24 protein-coding genes are annotated in these 25,277 nt (G+C 64.0%); 21 read left to right on the top strand and 3 right to left on the bottom strand.

All coding sequences use genetic code 11. The annotated features are described in order from the left end of the window. The gene (locus QXZ85_RS18445) at nt 1-567 is read right to left on the bottom strand and encodes an XRE family transcriptional regulator (RefSeq protein WP_315744469.1); all 567 of its coding nucleotides are present in this window, start codon (nt 565-567) and stop codon (nt 1-3) included. 210 nt (nt 568-777) lie between these two features. On the opposite strand from QXZ85_RS18445, the gene secG reads away from it, so the two are divergent. The 5 genes from secG (at nt 778) to QXZ85_RS18470 (ending at nt 5,536) form a co-directional block, all read left to right on the top strand. After that, nucleotides 778-1,164, top strand: coding sequence for a preprotein translocase subunit SecG (gene secG / locus QXZ85_RS18450; RefSeq protein ID WP_315704165.1), 387 nt, complete (start codon nt 778-780; stop codon nt 1,162-1,164). A gap of 167 nt (nt 1,165-1,331) precedes the next feature. Then, nucleotides 1,332-2,963 carry a CTP synthase gene (locus tag QXZ85_RS18455; RefSeq protein WP_315704164.1) on the top strand — a complete coding sequence of 544 codons (1,632 nt, stop codon included), beginning with the start codon at nt 1,332-1,334 and terminating at the stop codon, nt 2,961-2,963. Between the two features lie 75 nt (nt 2,964-3,038). Further along, nucleotides 3,039-3,365, top strand: coding sequence for an NIPSNAP family protein (locus QXZ85_RS18460; RefSeq protein ID WP_315704163.1), 327 nt, complete (start codon nt 3,039-3,041; stop codon nt 3,363-3,365). Nucleotides 3,366-3,449: 84 nt separating this feature from the next. Next, complete coding sequence (kdsA, locus tag QXZ85_RS18465; protein WP_409977497.1) at nt 3,450-4,328, top strand: 3-deoxy-8-phosphooctulonate synthase; 879 nt, start codon at nt 3,450-3,452, stop codon at nt 4,326-4,328. Beyond that, nucleotides 4,328-5,536: an MFS transporter gene (locus QXZ85_RS18470; protein WP_315730052.1), complete on the top strand. Its 1,209-nt coding sequence runs from the start codon at nt 4,328-4,330 to the stop codon at nt 5,534-5,536. The genes kdsA and QXZ85_RS18470 overlap by 1 nt, the downstream gene beginning before the upstream one ends. Here QXZ85_RS18470 and queF read toward each other — a convergent pair. Continuing rightward, on the bottom strand, nt 5,533-6,009 hold the full coding sequence (gene queF, locus QXZ85_RS18475) for a preQ(1) synthase (protein ID WP_315704160.1): 477 nt from the start codon (nt 6,007-6,009) through the stop codon (nt 5,533-5,535). The two genes, QXZ85_RS18470 and queF, sit on opposite strands and share 4 nt — an antisense overlap. 144 nt (nt 6,010-6,153) lie before the next feature. Here queF and eno point away from each other — a divergent pair, with 144 nt between their 5' ends. The 16 genes from eno (at nt 6,154) to QXZ85_RS18555 (ending at nt 25,010) form a co-directional block, all read left to right on the top strand. Beyond that, complete coding sequence (gene eno, locus QXZ85_RS18480; RefSeq protein WP_315704159.1) at nt 6,154-7,437, top strand: phosphopyruvate hydratase; 1,284 nt, start codon at nt 6,154-6,156, stop codon at nt 7,435-7,437. A 202-nt stretch (nt 7,438-7,639) separates the two neighbouring features. Further along, a complete protein-coding gene (locus tag QXZ85_RS18485) occupies nt 7,640-8,782 on the top strand; it encodes a zinc-binding dehydrogenase (protein WP_316174593.1) in 1,143 nt (380 codons plus the stop codon). A gap of 116 nt (nt 8,783-8,898) precedes the next feature. After that, a complete protein-coding gene (locus QXZ85_RS18490; protein WP_316174595.1) occupies nt 8,899-9,897 on the top strand; it encodes an MBL fold metallo-hydrolase in 999 nt (332 codons plus the stop codon). A gap of 128 nt (nt 9,898-10,025) precedes the next feature. Next, nucleotides 10,026-11,201 (top strand): serine hydrolase, encoded by a 1,176-nt coding sequence (locus QXZ85_RS18495; protein ID WP_316174597.1) that lies wholly within the window; start codon nt 10,026-10,028, stop codon nt 11,199-11,201. 140 nt (nt 11,202-11,341) lie between these two features. After that, on the top strand, nt 11,342-12,202 hold the full coding sequence (locus QXZ85_RS18500; protein ID WP_316174599.1) for a hypothetical protein: 861 nt from the start codon (nt 11,342-11,344) through the stop codon (nt 12,200-12,202). Between the two features lie 167 nt (nt 12,203-12,369). Then, entirely contained in the window at nt 12,370-12,927 is a 558-nt protein-coding gene (locus QXZ85_RS18505; RefSeq protein WP_315704154.1) for an NADPH-dependent FMN reductase, read from the top strand. A gap of 302 nt (nt 12,928-13,229) precedes the next feature. Then, nucleotides 13,230-13,547, top strand: coding sequence for a septum formation initiator family protein (locus QXZ85_RS18510; RefSeq protein WP_315704153.1), 318 nt, complete (start codon nt 13,230-13,232; stop codon nt 13,545-13,547). Between the two features lie 156 nt (nt 13,548-13,703). Then, nucleotides 13,704-14,669: a GAF domain-containing protein gene (locus tag QXZ85_RS18515; protein WP_316174601.1), complete on the top strand. Its 966-nt coding sequence runs from the start codon at nt 13,704-13,706 to the stop codon at nt 14,667-14,669. A gap of 286 nt (nt 14,670-14,955) precedes the next feature. Continuing rightward, on the top strand, nt 14,956-16,473 hold the full coding sequence (gene adh / locus QXZ85_RS18520) for an aldehyde dehydrogenase (RefSeq protein WP_315704150.1): 1,518 nt from the start codon (nt 14,956-14,958) through the stop codon (nt 16,471-16,473). 423 nt (nt 16,474-16,896) lie between these two features. Further along, nucleotides 16,897-17,928 (top strand): pyruvate dehydrogenase (acetyl-transferring) E1 component subunit alpha, encoded by a 1,032-nt coding sequence (gene pdhA, locus QXZ85_RS18525; RefSeq protein ID WP_315704149.1) that lies wholly within the window; start codon nt 16,897-16,899, stop codon nt 17,926-17,928. Nucleotides 17,929-17,956: 28 nt separating this feature from the next. Then, nucleotides 17,957-19,327 (top strand): pyruvate dehydrogenase complex E1 component subunit beta, encoded by a 1,371-nt coding sequence (locus QXZ85_RS18530; protein ID WP_315766380.1) that lies wholly within the window; start codon nt 17,957-17,959, stop codon nt 19,325-19,327. 16 nt (nt 19,328-19,343) lie between these two features. Then, nucleotides 19,344-19,649 (top strand): DUF5076 domain-containing protein, encoded by a 306-nt coding sequence (locus QXZ85_RS18535; RefSeq protein ID WP_008968862.1) that lies wholly within the window; start codon nt 19,344-19,346, stop codon nt 19,647-19,649. A gap of 2 nt (nt 19,650-19,651) precedes the next feature. Continuing rightward, nucleotides 19,652-21,010, top strand: a complete 1,359-nt coding sequence (locus QXZ85_RS18540) for a pyruvate dehydrogenase complex dihydrolipoamide acetyltransferase (protein ID WP_315767803.1) — start codon at nt 19,652-19,654, stop codon at nt 21,008-21,010. A 146-nt stretch (nt 21,011-21,156) separates the two neighbouring features. Next, entirely contained in the window at nt 21,157-22,578 is a 1,422-nt protein-coding gene (gene lpdA, locus QXZ85_RS18545) for a dihydrolipoyl dehydrogenase (protein ID WP_315704146.1), read from the top strand. Nucleotides 22,579-22,709: 131 nt separating this feature from the next. Further along, nucleotides 22,710-23,951: a threonine synthase gene (locus QXZ85_RS18550; protein ID WP_315767805.1), complete on the top strand. Its 1,242-nt coding sequence runs from the start codon at nt 22,710-22,712 to the stop codon at nt 23,949-23,951. Between the two features lie 87 nt (nt 23,952-24,038). Then, nucleotides 24,039-25,010 carry a tripartite tricarboxylate transporter substrate binding protein BugD gene (locus QXZ85_RS18555; protein WP_315704144.1) on the top strand — a complete coding sequence of 324 codons (972 nt, stop codon included), beginning with the start codon at nt 24,039-24,041 and terminating at the stop codon, nt 25,008-25,010. Between the two features lie 13 nt (nt 25,011-25,023). On the opposite strand, the gene QXZ85_RS18560 is transcribed toward QXZ85_RS18555, so the two are convergent. Then, nucleotides 25,024-25,236: a 4-oxalocrotonate tautomerase family protein gene (locus tag QXZ85_RS18560; protein WP_315704143.1), complete on the bottom strand. Its 213-nt coding sequence runs from the start codon at nt 25,234-25,236 to the stop codon at nt 25,024-25,026. Nucleotides 25,237-25,277 lie beyond the last annotated feature (41 nt).

The following is a 25,277-nucleotide window of genomic DNA, read 5'->3' on the forward strand; positions in this document are numbered from 1 at the left end:
TCAGCTCCGCGCGAGCGCGACGACGTAGACGCAGGGGGCATCGGTCTCGTTGGCGAACACCGTCTCGGCGGGCTGGCCGAAGCCGAGACAGTCGCCCGGGCCGAGTTCATATCGCTCGCCGCCCTCGGTGATCACGAGGTTGCCGCGCTGCACCCAGAGCAGCTGGCGGATGTGGGCATAAGACGAGGCCGGGAGAGTCACGCTCTGCCCCGCAGGCATCTCGACCTCCACCAGTTCGACCGGATGGTCAGGGCGGCTGAAGACCTGCTTGCGGACGTAGCCACTTTCAGGATCCTGCCAGACCGGCTGCTCGCTCGCCCTGGAGACGCGCTCGCCATGTTGCTCAGCGCGGAGCATCAGGCCGGCCAAGGTCAGGTCGAAGGCGCTGGCGAGCCGGACCAACACGGTCGCGGTGGGGCTGACCTCGGCGCGTTCGATCTTGCTGATGGTGGCCTTGGAGACACCAGAGCGCTCGGCGAGCTCGGCCAGGGACCAGCCGCGGGTGTCACGTTCGAGCTGGAGCCGGCGGGCGAGACGCCGGCTGAGATCGTCTATAATATGATCCATTTGTCTATTTTAATAGACGGCGGTAAGGTAGTTCGCAAGTGGCTCCCGTAGCCATTCGGCGCTTGCGATGAGCGCGGACGCGATTATCTGCGGGGTAGAAATGCCGGTTTCGATCGTGTAACACCGCGCAAATTTCCGAAGAACCCGCAAAGCCCTTGCGACCCGGCCTCCGGCCCGGTTGCAACCTGGGGCTTGCGACTGAAGGTCATTATGCAGACTGTCGTCATCGTCGTTCACCTCATGATCGTCTCCGTTCTGATTGGCGCGGTGCTGCTGCAGAAGTCCGAAGGCGGTGGCCTGGGCATGGGTGGTGGCGCCGGATTCATGTCGAGCCGGGGCACCGCGAATCTGCTGACGCGGACCACGGCGGTGCTGGCGGCCGGCTTCTTCCTTACCAGCCTGCTGCTGTCCTGGCTGGCGGGCCTTGATCGCAAGCCGGCCTCGATCCTCAACAACGTCCCGGGCCAGACGCAGCCGGCAGGCGGTGCAACGCCGGTCGCGCCGGCCGGTGGCGGGCTGTTGGATCAACTGAAGAAGGCGGACGAGCAGCAGCAGAACCAGGCTCCGGCAGCGCCGCAGGCTCCGCAATCGCAATAATGCGGGGCCGCCATGCAGAAGCCGGCTGGCTTTCTGTCTGTGAATTGCTGAATTAACCGACTGAAAAGATTTCAGTTTTCCTGTAACCCACAGGCCCGCGAGCCACTTGCGGGCTTTGTGCGATTCGTTTTGGCGAATCGCGTCAGCGGCATTAAAGGTAAAGTCCCATGGCGCGGTATATCTTCATCACCGGCGGCGTGGTCTCCTCGCTCGGCAAGGGTCTGGCGTCAGCCGCACTCGGTGCGCTTCTGCAGGCGCGCGGCTACAAGGTCCGCCTTCGCAAGCTCGACCCCTATCTCAACCTCGATCCCGGCACGATGTCGCCGTACCAGCACGGCGAAGTGTTCGTGACCGATGACGGTGCCGAGACCGATCTCGATCTCGGCCATTACGAGCGCTTCACCGGACGTCCAGCAACCAAGCAGGACAACATCACCACGGGCCGCATCTATCAGGACATCCTGACCAAGGAACGGCGCGGCGATTATCTCGGTGCAACGATCCAGGTCGTCCCGCACGTCACCAACGCGATCAAGGAATTCATCGTCTCCGACAATGATCCGTTCGATTTCGTTCTGGTCGAGATCGGCGGCACGGTGGGCGACATCGAAGGCCTGCCATTCTTCGAGGCGATTCGGCAGCTCAAGAACGATCTGCCGCGCGAGCACGCGATCTACATCCACCTGACGCTGCTGCCCTATATCCCGAGCGCAGGCGAATTGAAGACCAAGCCGACCCAGCACTCGGTGAAGGAGCTGCGCTCGATCGGCATCCAGCCGGACATCCTGTTGTGCCGGACCGATCGCGAGATTCCGAAGGAGGAGCGGCGCAAGCTCGGACTGTTCTGCAACGTGCGCGAAAGCGCCGTGATCGAGGCCCGCGACGTCGACAACATCTATGCCGTGCCCGAGGCTTATCATGCGGCTGGCCTCGACGACGAGGTGCTGGCCGCGTTCGGCATTGCGCCCAAGATCCCGCCGGCGCTGGCCAGCTGGCACACCATCAACGAGCGCATCCGCAATCCGGAAGGCGACGTGACGATCGCGATCGTCGGCAAATACACCGGCATGAAGGACGCCTATAAATCGCTGATCGAGGCCTTGTCGCATGGCGGCATCGCCAACAAGGTCCGCGTCAAGCTCGACTGGATCGAGAGCGAGGTGTTCGAGAACGAAGATCCTGCGCCGTTCCTGGAGCACGTCAACGGCATCCTGGTGCCCGGCGGATTCGGCCAGCGCGGCGCCGAAGGCAAGATCCGCGCGGCACAGTTCGCCAGGGAGCGCGACGTGCCGTATTTCGGCATCTGCTTCGGCATGCAGATGGCGGTGATCGAGGCGGCGCGGAATCTGGTTGGGATTGCCGAAGCGAACTCGACCGAATTCGGCCCGACGCCGGAGCCGCTGGTCGGCCTGATGACCGAATGGCTGCGCGGCAACGAGCTCGAGAAGCGTTCCAAGAGCGGCGATCTCGGCGGCACCATGCGGCTCGGCGCTTATCCTGCGGTGCTGAAGCGGGGCAGCCGGGTCTCGGAGGTCTATGGCGGCGCCACGGAGATCTCCGAGCGCCATCGCCACCGTTACGAAGTCAACACCGCCTACAAGGATCGGCTCGAGCAGCATGGCTTGAAATTCTCCGGCCTCTCGCCGGACGGCGTGTTGCCGGAGATCGTCGAATATGAGGACCACCCCTGGTTCATCGGCGTGCAGTTCCACCCGGAGCTGAAGTCGCGGCCCTTCGAGCCGCATCCGCTGTTTGCGTCCTTCGTTCGGGCCGCGATGGTGCAGTCGCGCCTGGTGTGATGCTGCCTTTGACGGTGGCCGCGATTGTTGCGACAAGGCTCCCTGATCAAAGAACGACCGATTAGGGAGGAACCGATGATCTACGAAAGCCGCATCTATCACTGCATTCCCGGCCGCTTGCCGGCGCTGCTGAAGCGCTTCGAGACCGTCACGCTCAAGCTGTTCGAGAAGCATGGCATCCGTCCGGTCGGCTTTTTCACCACTCTGATCGGCGAATCCAACCAGGAGCTGACCTACTTCCTTGCTTGGGAATCGCTTGCGGAGCGCGAAACCCGTTGGACGGCGTTCGCGACCGATCCGGAGTGGCTCGCGGCGCGCGCGAAGAGCGAAGAGGACGGCCAGATCGTCGCCAATATTACCAGCCAGCTTTTGACGCCGACGGCGTTTTCGGCGATGCGGTAGCGCCGCGGCGGGCGCAGCGTCCGAGCTGCGCAACCCAGCCATTCGGTCGCGATTGCCGGTTGATCCCGGCCGCGCCATTGCGCCATGGTCGGACGCAACGAGGATGATCTCTTGAACTCAACCACACCAGCCGCGGCCGTCGTCACTGCCGGCTCCGTCAGTTTCGGCAATGCGTTGCCGCTCGCCGTCATCGCGGGGCCGTGCCAGCTCGAAAGCCGCAACCACGCGCTGGAAGTGGCCTCGGCCCTGAAGGAGATCGCGGCGCGGCTCAAGATCGGGCTCGTCTATAAGACCTCGTTCGACAAGGCGAATCGCACCAGCGCGTCGGCCGCACGCGGCTTGGGGTTATCGGAGTCGCTGCCGATCTTTGCCGAGATCCGCTCCTCGCTGGGCCTGCCGGTGCTCACCGATGTGCATGAGCCGGCGCAATGCGCCGAGGTGGCGCAGGCTGTCGACGTGCTGCAGATTCCGGCCTTCTTGTGCCGGCAGACCGACCTGCTGCTTGCGGCGGCCGCGACCGGCAAGGTCGTTAACGTCAAGAAGGGCCAGTTCCTCGCGCCCTGGGACATGGCCAATGTGGTGGCCAAGATCACGAGCGCGGGCAATCGCAATGTACTGGTGACCGAGCGTGGCGTGTCGTTCGGCTACAATACGCTGGTCTCGGACATGCGCTCGTTGCCGATCATGGCGCGTACCACCGGTGCGCCGGTCATCTTCGATGCGACCCACTCGGTGCAGCAGCCGGGCGGGAAGGGCACCTCCTCCGGCGGCGAACGCGAATTCGTGCCTGTACTGGCGCGCGCCGCGGTCGCGGTTGGAGTCGCCGGCGTGTTCATCGAAACCCATCCCGATCCCGATCACGCTCCTTCGGACGGCCCCAACATGGTCCCGCTCTCGGAGTTCGAGGGATTGCTGCGCACCCTGATGGCATTCGACGCGCTTGCCAAAGGGCAGGGGCGTTGATGCATCAGACCGTCGCCCGGCCGTCGGAACAGCGCTTCCCGCCAGCGATCAACATCATTGCTTTGGCCGGCTTCTCGGCGGCGCTCTCGACCAGGGCGCTCGATCCGGTGCTGCCGCACGTGGCCGACGATTTCGCCATCAGCATCGCCACGGCCGCAGGCCTCGCTGCCGGCTATGCCTTGATCTATGCGCTGGTCCAACCCTTGATCGGTGCGGCCGCCGATATGTTCGGCAAGGCGCGGTTGATGACGCTCTGCCTGGCGCTGCTTGGCGTTGCAAGCATCCTCGGCGCGCTCGCGAATTCGTTCGGCGCCCTGTTCGCAACCCGCATTCTCGCTGGCATCGCCTCCGGAGGCGTGTTTCCGGTCGCGCTCGGCCTGACGAGCGATCTGGTCGCACCTGCCAAGCGCCAGGTCGCGATTGGCCGGACGTTGGCAGGGTCGATGGCCGGCAATCTGCTCGGCGCCACCGCGTCCGGCGTTATCGGCGATTTCATCGGCTGGCGCGGCGTGCTCGCGACGCTCGGCGTGCTCGGACTGATCGCTGCCATCGCGGTCTTCGCCGGTTTTCGCGGGGCGAGCCTGACGCATGCGCCGACGACCGACTTCGCAGCGCTCAGGAAGGGTTATCGCACAATCTTCAGCAATCCGAACACGCGCTACTGCTTTTCCGCGGTCTTCATCGAAGGCTGCTGCGTGTTCGGGCTGTTTCCATTCATCGCGGCCTTCCTGTTCGATCTCGGCGAGAAGTCGCTCTCGATCGCCGGCATCGTGATCGCGGGCTTTGCCGTCGGAGGGCTGTTCTACACCTTCACGGTGTCGCAATTCCTGCCGCGGCTCGGCGTCAAGGGCATGATGATCGCGGGGGCCGCTCTCGTCGGCCTGCAACTGATCGCGATCGCCTTTGGTCCGGGCTGGAAGGTGCAGTTTGCCAGCATGCTGCTGATGGGCTGGGGCTTCTACATGATCCACGGCTGTCTTCAGGTTTTCGCCAGCGAACTGTCTATCGAGGCGCGCGCGACCGCGATGTCGCTGCACTCGTTCTCCTTCTTTATGGGCCAGACCGTCGGTCCCATCGCCTATGGCTTCGGCGTCGTCCATGCCGGCAAGCTGCCGAGCCTGATGGCTGCGGCCGGCATCATGATCGCCCTCGGCTTTGCCTGCGCCGCGCTGATCCGGCAGCGGCCGCCGGCGGATGCTGTGACCTAGCCCCGCCCGCGATAGGGCGCCACGCCCTGGTCGGGCACCCACAGTCCCTTCGGCAGCTTGCCCGTCTGCCAGAACACGTCGATCGGAATGCCGCCGCGCGGATACCAGTAGCCGCCGATGCGCAAGAATTTCGGTTTGATCTCGGCCGCGATCCGCTTGCCGATCGCAACCGTGCAGTCCTCGTGGAAGGCGCCATGGTTGCGGAAGCTCGCCAGATAGAGCTTCAGCGATTTCGATTCCAGCAGCCATGGACCCGGCGCGTAGTCGATCACCAGATGCGCGAAATCCGGTTGGCCCGTGACCGGGCAGAGCGAAGTGAACTCCGGTACCGTGAAGCGGGTCAGATAGTCGGTGTCCTTCTGCGGATTGGGCACCCGGTCGAGCCGGGCGGCCTCGGGGCGATCCGGCCACGCAACCGCTTGTCCCAGCTGAAGTGGGGCTGAAGCCTCGGATTTGTCGGGTTTTTTCGCCATGGGGGTCTCCGTTCCACCCTCCCATAGCCAATCGCGGCAAGCCCGTCACGGGTGCTTGCTTCATTCTCCTTGGCCTTTTCGCACCCGCGGCCTTGCGCTAGAAGCGGCGCCGAACGGTTGACCCAAGAAACACATGAGGAACCCATGACCGCCATCGTCGACATCATCGGCCGCGAAATTCTCGACAGCCGCGGCAATCCCACGGTCGAGGTCGACGTCGTGCTGGAGGATGGCTCGGTGGGCCGGGCCGCGGTGCCGTCGGGGGCGTCCACCGGCGCCCATGAGGCGGTCGAGCTGCGCGATGGCGACAAGGACCGCTATCTCGGCAAGGGCGTGCAGCAGGCGGTCGAGGCCGTCAACGGCGAGATCTATGAAGCGCTCAGCGACATGGCGGTGCAGGACCAGGTCTCCATCGACCAGATCCTGATCGAGCTCGACGGCACCCCGAACAAGAGCCGGCTCGGCGCCAATGCCATTCTGGGCGTCTCGCTCGCCTGCGCCAAGGCGGCGTCGATCTCCTATGACATGCCGCTCTATCGCTATGTCGGCGGCGTCAATGCGCGCACGCTGCCGGTGCCGATGATGAACATCCTCAATGGCGGCGTGCACGCCGACAATCCGATCGACTTCCAGGAATTCATGATCATGCCGGTCGGCGCGCCGACCTTCGCCGAGGCGCTGCGCTGCGGCTCCGAGATCTTCCACACGCTGCGCGGCGAGTTGAAGAAGGCCGGTCACAACACCAATGTCGGCGACGAGGGCGGCTTCGCGCCGAACATCCCGTCGGCGGACGCCGCGCTCGACTTCGTCATGAGCGCGATCGGCAAGGCCGGCTACACCGCAGGCGAGGACGTGATGCTGGCGCTCGACTGCGCCGCGACCGAGTTCTTCAAGGACGGCACATACGTCTATGGCGGCGAGAACAAGACCCGCTCCCGCTCCGAGCAGGCGAAATATCTGGCTGATCTCGTTGCGCGCTACCCGATCGTCTCGATCGAGGACGGCATGTCCGAAGACGACATGGACGGCTGGAAGGAGTTGACCGACCTGGTCGGCGGCAAGTGCCAGCTCGTCGGCGACGACCTGTTCGTCACCAATGTGGACCGTCTGTCCGATGGCATCAAAGCGGGCCGCGCCAACTCGATCCTGATCAAGGTCAACCAGATCGGCACGCTGACCGAGACGCTCGCCGCGGTCGAGATGGCCTACAAGGCCGGCTACACCGCGGTGATGTCGCACCGCTCCGGTGAGACCGAGGACTCCACCATCGCCGATCTCGCGGTCGCTACCAATTGCGGGCAGATCAAGACCGGCTCGCTGGCGCGCTCCGACCGCACCGCGAAGTACAACCAGCTCCTGCGCATCGAGGAGGAGCTGGACTCCCAGGCGAAGTATGCGGGCAGGGCGGCGCTGAAGGCGCTGGTCTGATCAACCCCGCACCCCGCTGGGCTCATGGTTCGAGACGCGCGGCGTTGCCGCGCCCTCACTATGAGCGGCGAGAATCTCGCGGCGGGCAAAATCCCCATCCTGAGGAGGCCGCCGCAGGCGGCCGTCTCGAAGGATGGCAACGACAAAGATTGCAGGCCCAGCTCGTTTCCATAGCTGGGTGCGAGCGGCAAGGGAGGACGGCATGACTGATGCGACGCATGGTCTGCAACTGCGCACATTGATCAAGGCGAGCGGCGAGCTCGAAATCTCGTTGCTCGACGTGCCGACTCCCGAACCCGGGCCCGACGAGGTCGTGGTGCGGGTCGAGGCGGCGCCGATCAATCCGTCCGACCTCGGGCTTTTGGTTGGAGCCGCCGATCTGTCGACCATGCAGGCGTCCGGCAGCAAGGAGCATCCGGTGATCACGGCGAAGGTGCCGGAAGCCGGCATGCGGGCAATGGCCGGCCGCGTCGGCGAGTCGATGCCGGTCGGCAATGAGGGCGCCGGCGTCGTCATCAAGACCGGCTCGTCCGAGGCGGCCAAGGCGCTGATGGGCCGGACGGTCGCGATGATCGGCGGCGCGATGTATGCGCAATATCGCTGCCTGAAGGTCGCGGAATGTTTGGTGCTGCCGGAGGGCACGACAGCGGCGGAAGGCGCGTCCTGCTTCGTCAATCCGCTTACCGCGCTCGGCATGACCGAGACCATGAAGCGGGAAGGGCACACCGCGCTGGTCCACACCGCGGCTGCCTCCAACCTCGGGCAGATGTTGAACAGGATCTGCCTCAAGGACGGTGTTCCGCTGGTCAATATCGTGCGCAGCGCCGGGCAGGCGGAGATCCTGCACAAGATCGGCGCCAAATACATCGTCGATTCCACCACGCCTGACTTCATGGAAGTGTTGACAAGCGCGCTGGTCGAGACCGGCGCCACCATCGCATTCGATGCGATCGGCGGCGGCAAACTGGCCGGACAGATCCTCGTTGGCATGGAGGCCGCGGTCAACAAGTCCGGCAAGCATCCGTACAGCCGCTACGGCTCGAGCGTGCACAAGCAGGTCTACATCTACGGCGCCCTCGATACGCGCCCCACCGAGATCACGCGCTCCTTCGGCATGGCCTGGGGCGTCGGGGGCTGGCTGCTATTTCCGTTCCTGATGAAGATCGGCCAGGCGGATATCCAGCGGCTGCGCCAGCGTGTGGTCGACGAACTGAAGACGACGTTCGCGAGTCACTACACCAAGGTGGTTTCGTTGGCGGAAGCGCTCGATCCCGCCAACCTCGCGGTCTACGCCAAACGGGCAACTGGCGAAAAATTCCTTATCGACCCGAACAAAGATAAGTGACGTAAGGTCGCGCCCGGCGGCCGCTGCCGCCCTTGCCTTCTCGCCGCGGCCGGAGAAAATCCGCTCGCGAATGGATGCGGCGTGCGCCGCAAAACTGCTGAGGGGAGAAATTCGCCATGACCGATCTGAGCCGCCGTCAAGTTCTGGCCGCTGCCGCTGCTGTGGGAGCCGCAAGCGCGTTGTCGCCGCTCGGACTATCAATTGCGCGGGCAGCGGTGCCGGCGGCCGGCGCCCAGGCACCGGGCTTCTATCGCTACAAGGTTGGAGACTACGAGTGCACGTCGATCAATGACGGCGCGCGCACATTCCCGATGCCCGACAAGTTCGTCACCAATCTGCCGAAGGAGGAGGCCCTCGCGGCAGCCGACGAGGCCTATATGCCGAAGGGCATGGTGACAGTGCCGTTCAATCCGCAGCTGATCAATACCGGATCCAAGCTGGTGCTGATCGACACCGGCAATGGCGTCGCCAATCTCGAGGCCAGCAAAGGCGCGGTCGGCCGCACCTTGCAGAACCTCGCCGCCGCCGGCGTCGATCCCAAGAGCATCGACATCGTGGTGCTGTCCCATATGCATGGCGATCATATCAACGGCATCAGGCTCGCGGACGGCGCGTTGGCCTTCCCGAACGCCGAGCTCAAGGTGCCCGCCAAGGAATGGGAGTTCTGGGCGAGCGACGACAACGCCGCCAAGGCGCAGTCGGACCTGATGAAGGGCAACTTTGCAAACTTCAAGAAGGTGTTCGCGGGGCTCGAGGGCAAGGTCACCAAGTATGATTGGGACAATGAGGTCGCCCCCGGCATCACCGCGATCGGGACCCCCGGTCACACGCCGGGCCATACGTCATTCGCCGTCGCCTCGGGCAACGCGAAGGTTCTCATTCAGTCCGACGTCACCAACATTCCGGAGTTCTTCCTGCGTAACCCGGATTGGCACGTGATGTATGACACCGATGCCGAACTGGCGCAGGCGACGCGGCACAAATTCTACGACATGGCCGCAGCGGAGAAGGCAACGGTGATCGGCTTCCACTTCCAGTTTCCGTCGGTCGGCCACGTCGAGAAGAACGGCAGCACATACCGGCTGATCCCGGCGCCCTGGAATCCGGTGATCTGACCATCCGGCCCTTCAACCTCGCAGGTCGCCGGAACGGCGGCCTGCCTGCTTTTGCAGCGTCGCGGCATCTTTTGTTCTGGGCAGCGCGAGTCTATCTATCTCGCTTCGCAAATTGACCCGGACTGTGAATGTCGATTGATCCTTTGCCCGCGCGCGCCGACCGATCCAACTGGCGCACGGCGCCGTACAGCCGCCAGGCATTCCGCAACATCCGCGCCATCCTTCCCGTCGCCGATATCGAAAGTGCCCCGGGCAGTGCGTGGCCGTTGCCGGCGCGCCCGCGAGAGTTCGACGACTTCAGTTTGAAGCTGCCGAATGGATCGCGCCTCGATCTCGCGGGCTTTCTCAAGACCACCGCCACGGACGGGCTCGTCGTGCTGCATGACGGCCGCATCGTCTTCGAATTCTACGATGGCGGCCTGGATCGCGAGACGCCGCACATCCTGATGTCCGCGACCAAGTCGATCACGGGCCTGATGGCCGGCATCTTAGTGGGGCGCGGCGAACTCGACGTGAACGCGGAGGTGACGACCTACATCTCCGAAGTTGCCGCGACGGCCTATCGCGGTGCGACCATTCGCGAACTCCTGGACATGCGCGCGGGCGTCGTGCTGGACGCTGCAGGGTTGCAAGCCTATGCCGATGCGAGCGGCTGGGAGCCGGTGGCGCCCGGCGCGACGGCCGACTTGCACGGCTTCTACGCAACGATGCGGGCGCAGGCGAAACCGCATGGCGGCCCGTTCAGCTATGTATCGGCCAATACCGATCTGCTCGGCTGGGTGATCGAACGCGCTACGGGGCGCAGCTTTGCCAATCTGGTCGGCACGCTGCTGTGGAAGCCGATGGGCGCCAGCGGAGAGACTTACATCACCGTGGATGCCAAAGGCGCGCCGCGCTGCACCGGCGGCTTCTGCGCGACGCTGCGCGACTTTGCCCGCCTCGGCCAGCTCGTACTCGCAAATGGCCATCGCGATTCCAACCAGATCATTCCGGAGCGTTGGATCGAGGACATCAGGCACGGCGGCGATGCCGAGGCCTGGCGCGAGGGACAGTGGCGCGACAGCTTCGCGGCGATCAGCAGGAACATGCATTACCGCAGCGGCTGGTACGTCATCGACGACGCGCCGCAGCTGCTGTTCGCCATGGGCATCCACGGCCAGAACCTGTTCGTCGATACCGTCAACAACATAGTCATTGCGAAGGTCTCGTCCTGGGCGCAACCGGTCGAGCCGCAGGCGATCTGGCTGACCCACAAGGCAGTCGCTGAATTCACGCGCTGCATCGGGGAGGATGCGGGCCGGTAGCGATCGTTTCGCGGCAGCCCATGATGCGGCGCGAGCGAGCACTTGTGCGGACCGCAGGCGAAGTTGATTTTGATCAAGGCTCTTGGCGAAGCCAAGCGCAAATTCCACCTCACGTTGTGAGTAACGGGATGGGGTGGTCCATGCGCGTTTGTATCCTCGCCTTTGCGCTTGTGATTGCGGTGTTCGCATCGACCTCCTCGGCGCGGGCCGGCTGCTGGCCGAGCGAGAATTTCCCGATCGTCTGCTTTCTGGATACCCAAGGCATCGGCTGCGTTCAGTACCACGCGCTGACGAGTGCCAAAGCCGTTCAATATCCCCAGCCGCGCTATTCGATCTATGAGTTCGAGACCACGCATTGGTGGAAAGGCGGCAAGGAGATGGCCTGTCCGCCGAACAAAACAGTCAAGCTCACCGGCGTGTGGGATCGCGAGACGGGGAAGGCGGAGGAGACGGTCTCCAACGGCTGGTCAAGCTGGTCACAGAACGCCACTTGCACCAACAATCCCTGGACCGGGCAGGGGCCGTCCGGCGTGCCGCTTTGCTCATTCCCGACCAACGATCCCAATGCGGGGCTTCCCGCCACATCCGCCATGCTGACCGCTGCGCAGAAAGACAACCTGCTCCACATCCAGGAGCCGCTGCATACGCGTTGCCAGCTGCTGTCTCCAACGGAGTTCGGCGCGACTTCGCTCGCCAAGCCTTCGATCGTCGAGGTGATCGTTGCACATCACGAGTTCCAGACCATCCAATGGCATCTGTTGTTCCTGGATCATGGCGATCTCGGACCGTGGCACGAGGTTGCCCCGCCGAAGCCGAAGGCGGTGATGATTTGGCAGGGCACCAGATATTCCGAGCGCCGCATCGCCACGTCACGGCGGAAGTTCTGGCTCAACAAGCCGGGTCATTGGAAGGTCGTTGCCATTCCAACCTTGCAGACCGCACAAATGAGCGCGACGATGGTAAGCTTGGAATGTCCAGGAGCGGACTTCGACGTGCAATGACGTGTCGACGGCGCCAGTTGCCCCCATGCGGTGTGGCACGAACATGATGATGTCGGTCGCGACCATCGGGAAACGCTAAGTTTCTAAAAACTCATGCTTCATGCACTTGCATGATTTTCTCATGAGAGTTAAGTCGCCCGACCTCTTTTGGCTCGAAAGGACGCCTGATGCCTGGCCCGTATTCTATCGTTGCGCTCGTCGGCAGTCTCCGCAAGGAGAGCTTCACGCTCAAGATCGCCAATGCCATGGCCAAGCTGGCGCCGGCGAGCCTCTCGGTCGCCGTGACCACGCTGCATGATCTGTCCTTCTTCAACCAGGATATCGAGGCCAATCCGCCGGCGGATTGGCTGAGGCTGCGCGAGAAGCTGCAGCACTCGAATGGCGTCCTCATCCTGACGCCGGAGTACAACCGCTCCATTCCCGGCGTCCTGAAAAACGCCATCGACATCGCTTCGCGCCCCTATGGCAAGAGCTCATTCCTGGGCAAGCCGATCGGCATCGTCTCGAATTCGCCCGGACCGCTCGGCGGCGTATCGGCAGCCAAGCATTTGCAGACCATCATGCCCGGCATCTCTGGCCCGATCATGGGGCAGCCGGAAATCTATCTGAACGGCGTCGGTGACGCGTTCGATGACCAGGGCGAGTTGACCAAGGACTCGCTGAAGGTGGTGCTGCAGCAATATCTTGAAGCGTTTGCCGCGTTCGTGGAGAAGCAGAACAGGTGAGACGGCAGCTTGCTCAGATTGTCACAGCGCTCGCGGCGTGATCGCGACAACCTCGCCCCGCAAGCGGCAGGGTATCGATAGGAAAAAACTCGGCCGACGATCTCTCTCGCGGTCGTCCTTCGAGACGCTCGCCTCCGGCGAGCTCCTCAGGACGAGGGTTTGTTTTGCGGCAAATGACAGACCCTCATGGTGAGGAGCGCCGCTTGCGGCGCGTCTCGAACCATGAGGCCCGGTCGGGTTCGGCTGCTTGCGATGGTCCTGCCTTAAGGTTGCCTTAACCAAGTCGCCGCATCCTGCGGCCCATGGTCTCCCGCGCGCGTCTTAAATCATTCCTGACCGGGCTCGCCCTGTACACGATGGCGGCGGCCATCATCGGCTATTTCGGCATCAACGCCTATACCGGGCGCTACGGCCTGACCGCCCGCCAGGAACTCGACCAGGAGATCATCGCGCTGACCTCGGAGCTGGTGCGGCTGAAGCAGGAGCGCGCCGACAGCCAGAAGCGGGTGTCGCTGTTGCGCGCCGACCGTATCGATCCCGACATGCTCGATGAACGGGCACGCTTTCAGCTCGATTATGCCAATCCGCACGATCTGGTCAGGATCAATCATCCGCGGTAATCTCGTCTTCCGGGCCGACGCCGCAGCCGAGGAGAGTTCAGGTACGGGCGCGTGACGTTCCGGTCCGTTCCGTCTGTCGGTTTCCAAGTTTGACGCAGATCAAACGGAGCCGGGCCGGCTGCCTTAGCCGTAGTTCTGGGAGGAGCGCCAAACGCGATGAATAAGCGCGAGCTCGTGCAGCATGCAACGCTGGTTGAGGCCGCCATCGCCTCCGGCCACGCGGCGAAATCTGCCGTCGTAGCGTCCTGGAGCCGCTCGTCCCGATTCCATCAGCTCGATCCCGCCGGCACCCGGCCGCCGCTCCGGCTGACCGAGGCCGAGCTTGCGCGGATTCGTGAGAGGGCCGCGCCGCTGCTGCAGGCTGCCCGGCCGATCATGGACCGGCTGTATCAGGCGGTCGGGGCGACAGGCTGCTCCGTCCTGCTGGCCGCCGAGGATGGCGTTCCGGTCGATCGCCGTGGTGCCGCGGCCGACGATGCCACCTTCGAATCCTGGGGGCTTTGGACCGGTGCGGTCTGGAGCGAGGCGCACGAAGGCACCAACGGCATCGGCACGTGTCTCGTTGAAAAGCGGCCGTTGACGATCGACCGCGATCAGCACTTCTTCACGCGCAACACTTTGCTGAGCTGCACGGCCTCACCGATCTACGATCATGACGCCAAGCTGGTCGGTGTGCTCGACGTCTCTTCCTGCCGCGCCGATCGCACCGAAGCCTTTGCGGATCTGATCACGCTGGCCGTCGGTGAAGCGGCCCGCCGCATTGAAGCCGAGATGTTCAGGGCCGCTTTTCCGAAGGCGAGGATGGTCCTTGTGCGTGCGCCGGACGGCCATGGTGGCGGGCTGCTTGCGGTCGATGCCGATGACCTCGTGGTTGGCGCCACGCGCTCCGCCCGCTCGTCCCTGGGACTTGCGCCGGACCGGACCTTTCAGCCGATGCCGGCGGCCGACCTCCTGAGCGGGCCAGGGGCAGCACTGGAGCAGTTCGGCGATGTCGAGCGCGGGGTGCTGCAACGCGCGCTGCTGCGGGCGCAAGGCAACGTCTCGGCCGCGGCCAAGGCGCTCGGCGTCAGCAGAGCCACGCTCCACCGCAAGCTGAAGCGCTTCGGCCTCAACGGGCACTGACCGGCCTCTCACCGTTCTTGGGCCTGCAAGGGCGCGCGACGCAGGATGTGGCTGCGCCCGCGTGCAACCGGCGCTTCGCTCATCGTGCGCGGAGCAAACTGTCGCAGATCTGCGACAGTTCCGGGGAGCGAGCCTTGGCGCCCCGGCTGACAGGTCGGCCCTCTCACGACATCGTTCGCCACGTCGCAGCCACGCGAACCGCCCCTGCAAATCGCCGATCTCAAGCCGCTTTGCCGGGCCAAGCGCAGCGACGAACGATGCAACAAAACATTGGGAGTAACACGCCATGAACAAGCCGGAATTCCTGACCGCAACCACGTCGCCCTTCGCCGAGCGTTATGACAATTTCATCGGCGGCAAATGGGTCGCGCCGTATTCGGGCAAATATTTCGACAACGTCTCGCCGGTGACCGGCCAGGTCGTCTGCAAGATCGCGCGCTCGGACGCCCAGGACATCGAAGCCGCGCTCGATGCCGCCCATGCCGCAAAGGATGCGTGGGGACGGGCCAGCGTCGTCGAACGCGCTATCGTCCTCAACCGTATCGCCGATCGCATGGAGGCCAATCTCGAACGCCTCGCGGTGGCTGAGACCTGGGACAACGGCAAGCCGATCCGCGAGACCCGCGCCGCCGACCTGCCGCTCGCAATCGATCACTTCCGCTACTTTGCCGGTGTCGTGCGCGGCCAGGAAGGCACGCTTGCCGAGATCGATCACGATACCGTCGCTTATCACTTCCACGAACCGCTGGGCGTGGTCGGACAGATCATTCCTTGGAATTTCCCGCTCCTGATGGCGTGCTGGAAGCTCGCGCCGGCGCTCGCGGCCGGCAACTGCGTGGTGCTGAAGCCGGCCGAGCAGACGCCGGCTTCGATCATGGTCTGGATCGAGCTGATCGCCGATCTGCTGCCGCCTGGCGTCCTCAACATCGTCAACGGCTTCGGCCTGGAAGCCGGCAAGCCGTTGGCGTCGAGCCCACGGATCGCCAAGATCGCCTTCACCGGCGAGACCACGACGGGCCGGCTGATCATGCAATATGCCAGCCAGAACCTCATTCCGGTGACGCTCGAGCTGGGCGGCAAGTCGCCCAACATCTTCTTCAAGGACGTTGCGGCCGAGGACGACGACTTCTTCGACAAGGCGATCGAAGGTTTCGTGATGTTCGCGCTCAACCAGGGCGAGGTCTGCACCTGCCCGAGCCGCGCGCTGGTGCATGAAGACATCTTCGACAAGTTCATGGCGCGCGCGCTTGAGCGCGTTGCCGCCATCAGGCAGGACGATCCGCGCAATCCGGCGACCATGATCGGAGCGCAGGCCTCGAACGAACAGCTCGAAAAGATCCTCTCCTACATCGAGATCGGCAAGCAGGAGGGGGCAAAGCTGCTCGCCGGCGGCAAGCGCGCAGAGCTCGGCGGCGATCTCGCCGGCGGCTTCTACGTCCAGCCCACCGTGTTCCAGGGCAACAACAGGATGCGCATCTTCCAGGAAGAGATCTTCGGGCCGGTCGTGTCGGTCACGACCTTCAAGACCGATGACGAGGCGCTGGCGATCGCCAACGATACGCTCTATGGCCTGGGCGCCGGAGTCTGGAGCCGCGATGCCAATCGCTGCTACCGGTTTGGCCGGGCGATCCAGGCCGGCCGGGTCTGGACCAACTGTTATCACGCCTATCCGGCGCATGCGGCCTTCGGCGGCTACAAGCAGTCCGGCATCGGGCGCGAGACGCACAAGATGATGCTCGACCATTACCAGCAGACCAAGAACCTCCTGGTCAGCTACAGCCCGAAGAAGCTGGGCTTCTTCTAGAGCATGGTCCGGAAGGCTGGAAACCGGTTTTCCGAAAAGATCATGTTCAATCAAAGAGATGAGATCCTGATGCGATTCTTTCTAATCTCATCATGATCTAAGGACCCGACTTTCTCTCCCTGACTGGACCCCGGCGGTATCGCGCGATGAGCACGGTGCCGCCGATTTTTGTGGTGAATGGGCTTTGACCGACGCCGGACATCCTTTCCGGGAGGAGCGCACCCGGCAGAGCTATAGAGTGGTGGCCTGCCGCGGTTTTGAGCAATTCAATATCGCCAGCGGCCGTGAGTCTTTGCAAAACTTTCATCTGCGCTGCACTGCGGTATAGCAAAACTTTTGCCGTGCAACGGCAATCCTTCCACCCCGGTTTGAGTTGGGATAGAGAGGGCCGTTCAATCTTCCCCCTTTGAAGCCGGAATCGCTATGGCCGCACCTGCCGCACCCAAGAAAAGCGCTGCAAAAGACGTAAACGCGGAAAAGGGAAGCGGGCCGCCGCCGGAATTTACCAGAGAGCAGGAGCTGACCGCGCTGCGCGACATGCTGCTGATCCGCCGCTTCGAGGAGAAGGCAGGTCAGCTCTACGGCATGGGTGCGATCGGCGGCTTCTGCCATCTCTATATTGGCCAGGAGGCGGTCGTCGTCGGCATGCAGATGGCGCTCAAGCAGGGCGATCAGGTCATTACCGGCTACCGCGATCACGGTCACATGCTGGCGACCGGCATGGACGCCAGGGGCGTCATGGCCGAGCTGACCGGCCGCCGCGGTGGCTACTCCAAGGGCAAGGGCGGCTCGATGCACATGTTCAGCATCGAGAAGCATTTCTACGGTGGCCACGGCATCGTCGGCGCGCAGGTCTCGCTGGGTACGGGCTTGGCTCTCGCCAATCGCTACCGGGGCAACGACTCGGTGTCGATCGCCTATTTCGGAGACGGCGCGGCCAACCAGGGCCAGGTCTATGAGAGCTTCAACATGGCCGAGCTCTGGAAGCTGCCGGTCGTCTATGTGATCGAGAACAACCGCTATGCCATGGGCACCGCGGTGACCCGCGCCTCTGCGCAGACCGACTTCTCCAAGCGCGGCATCTCCTTCAACATTCCTGGCGAGCAGGTCGACGGCATGGACGTGCGCGCGGTCAAGGCCGCCGGCGAAAAGGCGGTGGCCTGGTGCCGCGAAGGCAAGGGCCCGTACATTCTGGAAATGCAGACCTACCGCTATCGCGGCCACTCGATGTCGGACCCGGCCAAGTACCGCACCCGTGAGGAGGTCGAGCAGGTGCGCCACGACCACGATCCGATCGAACAGGTGCGCAATCGCCTGCTCGCGGCGAAGGTCAGCGAACAGGATTTGAAGGCGATCGACGCGGATGTGCGCAAGATCGTCAACGAGGCCGCCGATTTCGCGCAAGCCGATCCCGAGCCCGATCCGTCCGAGCTCTACACCGACGTTTATCGCTAAGCGCAGACGCTGTTTTTCCGGAGCTGATATGCCTATTCAAGTTTTGATGCCTGCGCTGTCGCCGACGATGGAGAAGGGCAACCTCGCCAAATGGCTGAAAAAGGAAGGCGAGCAGATCAAGTCGGGTGACGTGATCGCCGAGATCGAGACCGACAAGGCGACCATGGAGGTCGAGGCGACCGATGAGGGCACGCTCGGCAAGATCCTGATCCCCGAGGGCACCGCTGATGTCGCCGTGAATACGCCGATCGCAACCATCCTCGCCGACGGCGAGAGCGTTGCCGATCTCGGCAAGGCGGCAGCGCCGGCACCCGAGATGAAGGCCGCACAGTCCGCGCCGCCGGCCGCCGAGACGGCCGGTGTGGCAGCGCCACAGAGCGTCGCCGAGCCCGACCCCGAAGTGCCGGCGGGCACCGAGATGGTGACCATGACCATCCGCGAGGCGCTGCGCGACGCGATGGCCGAAGAAATGCGCCGCGACGCCGACGTCTTCATCATGGGCGAGGAGGTCGCGGAATATCAGGGCGCCTACAAGGTGACGCAGGGCCTTCTGCAGGAGTTCGGCGCCCGGCGCGTGATGGATACGCCGATCACCGAGCATGGCTTTGCCGGCGCCGGAGTCGGTGCCGCGATGGCGGGCCTGAAGCCGATCGTCGAGTTCATGACCTTCAACTTCGCCATGCAGGCGATGGACCAGATCATCAATTCCGCCGCCAAGACGCTCTATATGTCCGGCGGCCAGATGGGCTGCTCCATCGTGTTCCGTGGACCCAATGGTGCCGCGGCGCGCGTCGCCGCCCAGCACAGCCAGGATTACTCGTCCTGGTACTCGCACGTTCCGGGCCTGAAAGTGATCGCTCCCTATTCGGCCGCCGACGCCAAGGGGCTCTTGAAAGCTGCGATCCGCGATCCCAACCCGGTGATCTTCCTCGAGAACGAGGTGCTCTACGGCCACTCCGGCGAGGTGCCAAAGCTCGACGACTACGTGATCCCGATCGGCAAAGCGCGGATCGCACGCGCCGGCAAGGACGTCACCATCATCTCCTGGTCGAACGGCATGACCTATGCGCTCAAGGCGGCCGAGGAGCTCGCCAAGGAGGGCATCGAGGCCGAGGTGATCGACCTGCGCACGCTGCGCCCGATGGATACCGAAACCATCGTCGCCTCGGTCAAGAAGACCGGCCGCGCGGTGACGGTGGAAGAGGGCTGGCAGCAGAGCGGCGTCGGCGCCGAGATTGCCGCACGCATCATGGAGCACGCTTTCGACTATCTCGATGCGCCAGTGATGCGCGTCTCCGGCAAGGACGTGCCGATGCCTTATGCGGCCAACCTGGAGAAGCTGGCACTGCCCTCGGCCGCTGAGGTCGTGCAGGCCGCGAAATCCGTCTGCTACCGCTAAGCGCCGAGGAGACACCATGGCCGGCCCCAAGGAGCAGCCGCTGCCGCCCGACGTCATCGGCCGCGAGGACGCCACCGAAGTGTTGCGCGCCTTCGTGCTCGACGGTGGCCTCTCGATCGCGTTCCAGCGCGCCTTCGAGGAGCCGGACGTTTGGGGGCTGTTGCTGGTCGATGTGGCCCGCCATGCTGCGCGCGCCTATGCGCGCGAGACCGAAATGTCCGAAGACGAAGCGCTCTCGCGCATCGTCGAAATGTTCGAAGCCGAGCTGGCTCGGCCGACCGATATGGGCACCACCACCCCAAGGTCGAAACAAGGTCACTGATCATGCCGATCAATATTCTGATGCCCGCTTTGTCGCCGACGATGGAGAAGGGCAATCTCGCCAAATGGCTCAAGAAGGAAGGCGACAAGGTCAAGAGCGGCGACGTCATCGCCGAGATCGAGACCGACAAGGCGACCATGGAGGTCGAGGCCGTCGATGAAGGCACGCTGGCCAAGATCCTGGTGCCGGAAGGCACGCAGGACGTCGCCGTCAACGACGTGATCGCGGTGCTCGCCGGCGACGGCGAGGATGTGAAGGCCGCCGGCAGCGCGGCACCTGCCAAAGCGCCGCAGGCCGAGAAGGCACCTTCAGCTGAAGCGCCGAAGCCGGTCGCTGCACCGGCTCCGGCCGCGGCGCCGGCGGCTGCAGCGAAGCCGGCCGCGGCTCCCGCACCGCAGGCTGTGGCGCCTGCGCCGCAGATGAACGGCCACGAGCGCGTGTTCTCTTCGCCGCTCGCGCGTCGCCTCGCCAAGGATGCCGGCATCGATCTGTCGCGCATTTCCGGCACCGGTCCGCATGACCGCGTCATCGCACGCGACGTCGAAGAGGCCAAGGCGGGCAGGGGCCTGAAGGCGCCAGCGGCCGCGCCCGCGGCTGCCGGACCCGCGCTCGCGCCGTCGATGTCGGACAAGCAGATCCTTTCGCTGTTCGAGCCGGGCTCCTACGAGATTGTGCCGCACGACGGCATGCGCCGGACCATTGCCCAGCGCCTCACGGCCTCGGTGCAGAACGTCCCACACTTCTATCTCACGATCGACTGCGACATCGGCAAGCTCCTGGCCGCGCGCGAGGAGATCAATGCGGCGGCTCCGAAGGACAAGGAGAAGAAGGCGCTTTACAAGCTCTCCGTGAACGACTTCGTCATCAAGGCGATGGCGGTCGCGCTGCAGAAAATTCCGGACTGTAACGTGAGCTGGACCGAAGGCGGCATGGTCAAGCACAAGCATTCCGACATCGGCGTCGCGGTGGCGATGCCCGGTGGCCTGATCACGCCGATCATCCGGAAGGCCGAGACCAAGACGCTATCGGTGATCTCCGGCGAGATGAAGGATTTCGCCGCACGGGCACGGGCCCGCAAGCTGAAGCCGGAGGAGTATCAGGGCGGCACCACGGCGGTGTCGAACCTTGGCATGTACGGCATCAATCACTTCACCGCGGTCATCAATCCTCCGCATGCGACGATCCTCGCGGTCGGCACGTCAGAGGAGAGGCCTGTCGTTCGCAATGGCAAGATCGAGGTCGCGAGCATGATGAGCGTGACGCTGTCCTGCGATCACCGCGCCATCGACGGCGCGCTCGGCGCTGAACTGATCGGCGCTTTCAAGCAGCTGATCGAGAATCCCGTGATGATGATGGTGTGACGTGCCATCATCGCGAACGCAGCGCAGCGTTGTAGGGTGGGCAAAGGCGCTTTGCGCCGTGCCCACCATCCAACAAGCTCGCCGTTTGACGGTGGGCACGCTTCGCTTTGCCCACCCTACAAATCCAAGCTGAGATCGGAACCGTTATGGCCGACACGAACTTTGACGTCATCATCATCGGCTCCGGCCCCGGCGGCTATGTGGCCGCGATCCGCGCTGCCCAGCTCGGCCTCAAGACCGCGATCATCGAGAAATCCTACCTCGGCGGTATCTGCCTGAACTGGGGCTGCATCCCGACCAAGGCGCTGCTGCGCTCGGCCGAGATCTATCACTACATGCAGCACGCCAAGGATTACGGGCTGTCCGCCGACAACATCAAATATGATCCGAAGGCGGTGGTCGCTCGCTCGCGCGGCGTCTCGAAGCGGCTGAACGACGGCGTCGGTTTCCTGATGAAGAAGAACAAGGTCTCGGTGATCTGGGGCCGCGCCACGATCGACGCGCCCGGCAAGATAACAGTGACCAAATCGGACGTCGAAGCGCCGAAGGGTGCGCTCGGCGAGGGCACCTATCAGGCCAAGCACATCATCGTCGCGACCGGCGCGCGGCCGCGCGTGCTGCCGGGGCTCGAGCCGGACAAGAAGCTGATCTGGACCTATTTCGAGGCGATGGTGCCGGAGAAGATGCCGAAGTCGCTGCTGGTGATCGGCTCCGGCGCGATCGGCATCGAATTCGCATCCTTCTTCCACACCATGGGCTCCGACGTCACCGTGGTCGAGGTGCTGCCGCAGATCCTCCCGGTCGAGGATGCGGAGATTGCGGGCCTGGCGCGCAAGCGCTTCGAGAAACAGGGCATCAAGATCCTCACCGGCGCCGGCGTGAAGAAGCTGGAGAAGAAGGCCGACAGCGTGGTGGCGACCATCGAGGAGGCCCCAGGCAAGCTGCAGACGGTCGAGTTCGAGCGCGTGATCTCGGCGGTCGGCGTGGTCGGCAACATCGAGAATCTCGGGCTCGAGAAGCTCGGGGTGAAGACCGAGCGCGGCTGCATCGTGATCGATGGCTATGGCAAGACCAACGTACCCGGCATCTACGCCATCGGCGACGTCGCGGGTCCCCCGATGCTCGCGCACAAGGCCGAGCATGAGGGCGTGATCTGCGTCGAAGCCATCAAGGGCCTGCATCCGCATCCGATGGACAAGCTCATGATTCCGGGCTGTACCTATTGCAATCCGCAAGTCGCTTCCGTCGGCCTGACCGAAGCGAAGGCGAAAGAGCAGGGGCGCGAGATCCGCGTCGGCCGCTTCCCGTTCGTCGGCAACGGCAAGGCGATTGCACTCGGAGAAGACCAGGGCCTGGTCAAGGTGATCTTCGACAAGAAGACCGGCCAGCTGCTCGGCGCGCATATGATCGGCGCCGAGGTCACCGAGCTGATCCAGGGTTATGTCGTCGCGATGAATCTGGAGACGACCGAGGAAGAGCTGATGCACACGGTGTTCCCGCATCCGACCCTGTCGGAGATGATGAAGGAAGCCGTGCTCGACGCTTACGGGCGCGTGCTGAACATCTGAATGACAGTCATTGCGAGCGAAGCGAAGCAATCCAGACATGCGTCTGCAGAATCGGTCTGGATCGCTTCGTCGCTCGCGCTCCTCGCAATGACGCGCAACGAATTGCGATCGACGCAGGAAAGAAACAGGCCGTGCAATCCAGCGACAACCTCACCATCGAGCGCCCGACTTTCGTCACCCATCTCGAATGCGCGATGGAAGGCGACCACTATCCGGCGGATCATGTCCATAACCTTTCCAAGGCTGGCAAGCCGCTGCTGGTGCGCTATGATCTTGCCGGCGTCAAAAAGTCGTTGAGCAAGGAGGCGCTCGGCCAGCGTCCCGCGGACCTGTGGCGCTATCGCGAACTGCTGCCTGTGCGCAAATGCCGGGACATCGTCAGCCTCGGCGAGGTCATGACCCCGCTGATCAACCTGCCGAAGCTCTCGGCCAAGCTCGGCGGCGGCGAGATCATCGTGAAGGACGAGGGGCGGCTGCCGACCGGCTCGTTCAAGGCGCGCGGGCTGGTCATGGCGGTGTCGATGGGCAAGGCGCTCGGCATCAAGCACATGGCGATGCCGACCAACGGTAACGCCGGTGCGGCGCTCGCGGCGTATGCGACCCGCTGCGGCATCAAGACCACCATCTTCTGCCCGGCGGATACGCCGGAGGTGAATGTCAGCGAGATCGAGCTGCAGGGCGCGACCGTCTACCGCGTCAACGGCCTGATCGACGACTGCGGCAAGATCGTTGGCGAGGGCAAGGCCAAGGTCGGCTGGTTCGATACCTCCACCTTGAAGGAGCCGTACCGGATCGAGGGCAAGAAGACGATGGGGCTCGAGCTCGCCGAGCAGCTCGGCTGGGACGTGCCCGATGTGATCTTCTATCCGACCGGCGGCGGCACCGGCCTGATCGGCATGTGGAAGGCGTTCGACGAATTGGAGAAGATCGGCTTCATCGGCAGCAAGCGCCCGCGCATGGTCGCGGTGCAGGCCTCGGGCTGCGCGCCGATGGTGCGTGCCTTTGAAGCAGGTGTCGAGCATGCGACGCGCTGGGAAGATGCGCATACGATCGCGTCGGGCATCCGGGTGCCGCAGGCGGTCGGAGATTTTCTGATCCTCCGCGCCGTTCGCGAGAGCAAAGGCTTCGCCATCGCGGTCGATGACGAGAAGATTTCGTCGGCGCTGACTGAAGTGGCGCGCGAGGAGGGGCTGCTCTTGTGTCCGGAAGGAGCTGCGACCTATGCGGCCTACAAGCAGAGTCTTGCCGACGGGCGCGTCACAAAAAATGACCGCGTGATGCTGTTCAATTGCGCGACAGGGCTTAAATATCCGCTGCCGCCGGTTGCCCGCACGCTCGATCGTCACCAGCCGATCGACTACGCGCAATTCTAAGTAACGATCAGCACCGCGGCCTCGGCATGATCCGGACAAGCGCGTAGCGCTTTTCCGCGAAGATCATGCTCCAGGAGGGAGGACGTGATGCGACGCTTGCTTTGTGCTGTCCTGTTCGCGCTATCGGCCTTGGCCGCGCCCGCTCGCGCCGATGACTACCCTTCGCGTCCGATCACCGTGATCGTGCCGTTCGCGGCCGGCGGCCCGTCGGACGCAATGATGCGGATCCTGGGTGAGCACATGAAGCGGACGCTCGGCCAGGCCGTGCTGATCGAGAACGTGACCGGCGCCGGCGGTTCGATCGGTGTCGGCCGCGCGGTACGCTCGGCGCCGGACGGCTACACGGTCAGCTTCGGCCATCTCGGCACCCACGTCGCCAACGGCGCGGTCTACAAGCTCGGTTATGACCTCGTGGCCGATCTCGAGCCCGTGGTGCTGTTGCCGAGCAACCCGATGATCATCGTCAGCAAGACCGCGGTGCCGGCGAAATCGCTGGCCGAACTGCTGGCCTGGCTCAAATCGCGTCCCGAGCCGGCCACCGCCGGCACGGCCGGCAACGGCTCCGGCAGCCATATCGCCGGGCTCTATTTCGAACAGGCCACCGGCATCAAGCTGCAATTCGTGCCCTATCGCGGGACCGGACCCGCGCTGAACGATCTCGTCGCCGGTCAGATCGATCTCATCGTCGACCAGACCTCGAACTCGATCAATCAGGTGCGCGCCGGCACGATCCGGGCCTATGCCGTGACCGATGACAAGCGCGTCGAGAGCGCGCCGGAGATTCCGACCACCGACGAAACGGGGCTGCCGGGCTTTCATATGACGCTGTGGTCGGGCCTGTGGGTGCCGAAGCGGACGCCCCGCGACGTCATTGCCAAGCTCAATGCCGCCGCCGTGGCCGCGTTGAACGACCCGGAGGTGCAGAAGCAGCTCAAGAATTTGGGACTGCAGATGACGCCGCCGGATCAGCTCACGCCGGAGGCGCTGGGCGCGCAGCAGCGCGCCGAGATCGGCAAATGGTGGCCGATGATCAAGGCGGCCGGCGTCTCTACGGAGTAGGTAGGCGCGTTCATCAGTCCTTTGCGCGGTAGGCTTGCGGGATCACGAACACCTCGTCGGCGCGTCCATAGCCGCCGTCGGGCACCTCCTCGATCAGCACCATGGCGTGAGGCCGCGCCGCCTCGCTGAAATAGTCGACGAACATGGAGGTCACGCGATGCACGATCTCCTCCTTCTGCGCCTTGGAAAGCGCGGCCTGTGGCACCTTGATGTTCGCAAATGGCATGTCCAGCTCCGTATCGGTCCTGTCTCGGTGCGAGATCGATA

It is taken from the genome of Bradyrhizobium sp. SZCCHNGR1005 (assembly GCF_032489995.1).
GTDB lineage: Bacteria > Pseudomonadota > Alphaproteobacteria > Rhizobiales > Xanthobacteraceae > Bradyrhizobium.

Coding starts and splice junctions, on each gene's coding strand:
- QXZ85_RS18455 (WP_315704164.1), top strand. CDS start 1,332: ATGGCGCGGTATATCTTCATCACCGGCGGCGTGGTCTCCTCGCTCGGC.
- QXZ85_RS18555 (WP_315704144.1), top strand. CDS start 24,039: ATGCGACGCTTGCTTTGTGCTGTCCTGTTCGCGCTATCGGCCTTGGCC.
- QXZ85_RS18495 (WP_316174597.1), top strand. CDS start 10,026: ATGTCGATTGATCCTTTGCCCGCGCGCGCCGACCGATCCAACTGGCGC.
- lpdA (WP_315704146.1), top strand. CDS start 21,157: ATGGCCGACACGAACTTTGACGTCATCATCATCGGCTCCGGCCCCGGC.
- QXZ85_RS18560 (WP_315704143.1), bottom strand. CDS start 25,236: ATGCCATTTGCGAACATCAAGGTGCCACAGGCCGCGCTTTCCAAGGCG.
- QXZ85_RS18445 (WP_315744469.1), bottom strand. CDS start 567: ATGGATCATATTATAGACGATCTCAGCCGGCGTCTCGCCCGCCGGCTC.
- queF (WP_315704160.1), bottom strand. CDS start 6,009: ATGGCGAAAAAACCCGACAAATCCGAGGCTTCAGCCCCACTTCAGCTG.
- adh (WP_315704150.1), top strand. CDS start 14,956: ATGAACAAGCCGGAATTCCTGACCGCAACCACGTCGCCCTTCGCCGAG.
- QXZ85_RS18505 (WP_315704154.1), top strand. CDS start 12,370: ATGCCTGGCCCGTATTCTATCGTTGCGCTCGTCGGCAGTCTCCGCAAG.
- QXZ85_RS18470 (WP_315730052.1), top strand. CDS start 4,328: ATGCATCAGACCGTCGCCCGGCCGTCGGAACAGCGCTTCCCGCCAGCG.
- QXZ85_RS18535 (WP_008968862.1), top strand. CDS start 19,344: ATGGCCGGCCCCAAGGAGCAGCCGCTGCCGCCCGACGTCATCGGCCGC.
- QXZ85_RS18510 (WP_315704153.1), top strand. CDS start 13,230: ATGGTCTCCCGCGCGCGTCTTAAATCATTCCTGACCGGGCTCGCCCTG.
- QXZ85_RS18500 (WP_316174599.1), top strand. CDS start 11,342: ATGCGCGTTTGTATCCTCGCCTTTGCGCTTGTGATTGCGGTGTTCGCA.
- QXZ85_RS18460 (WP_315704163.1), top strand. CDS start 3,039: ATGATCTACGAAAGCCGCATCTATCACTGCATTCCCGGCCGCTTGCCG.
- kdsA (WP_409977497.1), top strand. CDS start 3,450: ATGGTCGGACGCAACGAGGATGATCTCTTGAACTCAACCACACCAGCC.
- QXZ85_RS18485 (WP_316174593.1), top strand. CDS start 7,640: ATGACTGATGCGACGCATGGTCTGCAACTGCGCACATTGATCAAGGCG.
- QXZ85_RS18515 (WP_316174601.1), top strand. CDS start 13,704: ATGAATAAGCGCGAGCTCGTGCAGCATGCAACGCTGGTTGAGGCCGCC.
- secG (WP_315704165.1), top strand. CDS start 778: ATGCAGACTGTCGTCATCGTCGTTCACCTCATGATCGTCTCCGTTCTG.
- pdhA (WP_315704149.1), top strand. CDS start 16,897: ATGGCCGCACCTGCCGCACCCAAGAAAAGCGCTGCAAAAGACGTAAAC.
- QXZ85_RS18540 (WP_315767803.1), top strand. CDS start 19,652: ATGCCGATCAATATTCTGATGCCCGCTTTGTCGCCGACGATGGAGAAG.
- QXZ85_RS18530 (WP_315766380.1), top strand. CDS start 17,957: ATGCCTATTCAAGTTTTGATGCCTGCGCTGTCGCCGACGATGGAGAAG.
- eno (WP_315704159.1), top strand. CDS start 6,154: ATGACCGCCATCGTCGACATCATCGGCCGCGAAATTCTCGACAGCCGC.
- QXZ85_RS18490 (WP_316174595.1), top strand. CDS start 8,899: ATGACCGATCTGAGCCGCCGTCAAGTTCTGGCCGCTGCCGCTGCTGTG.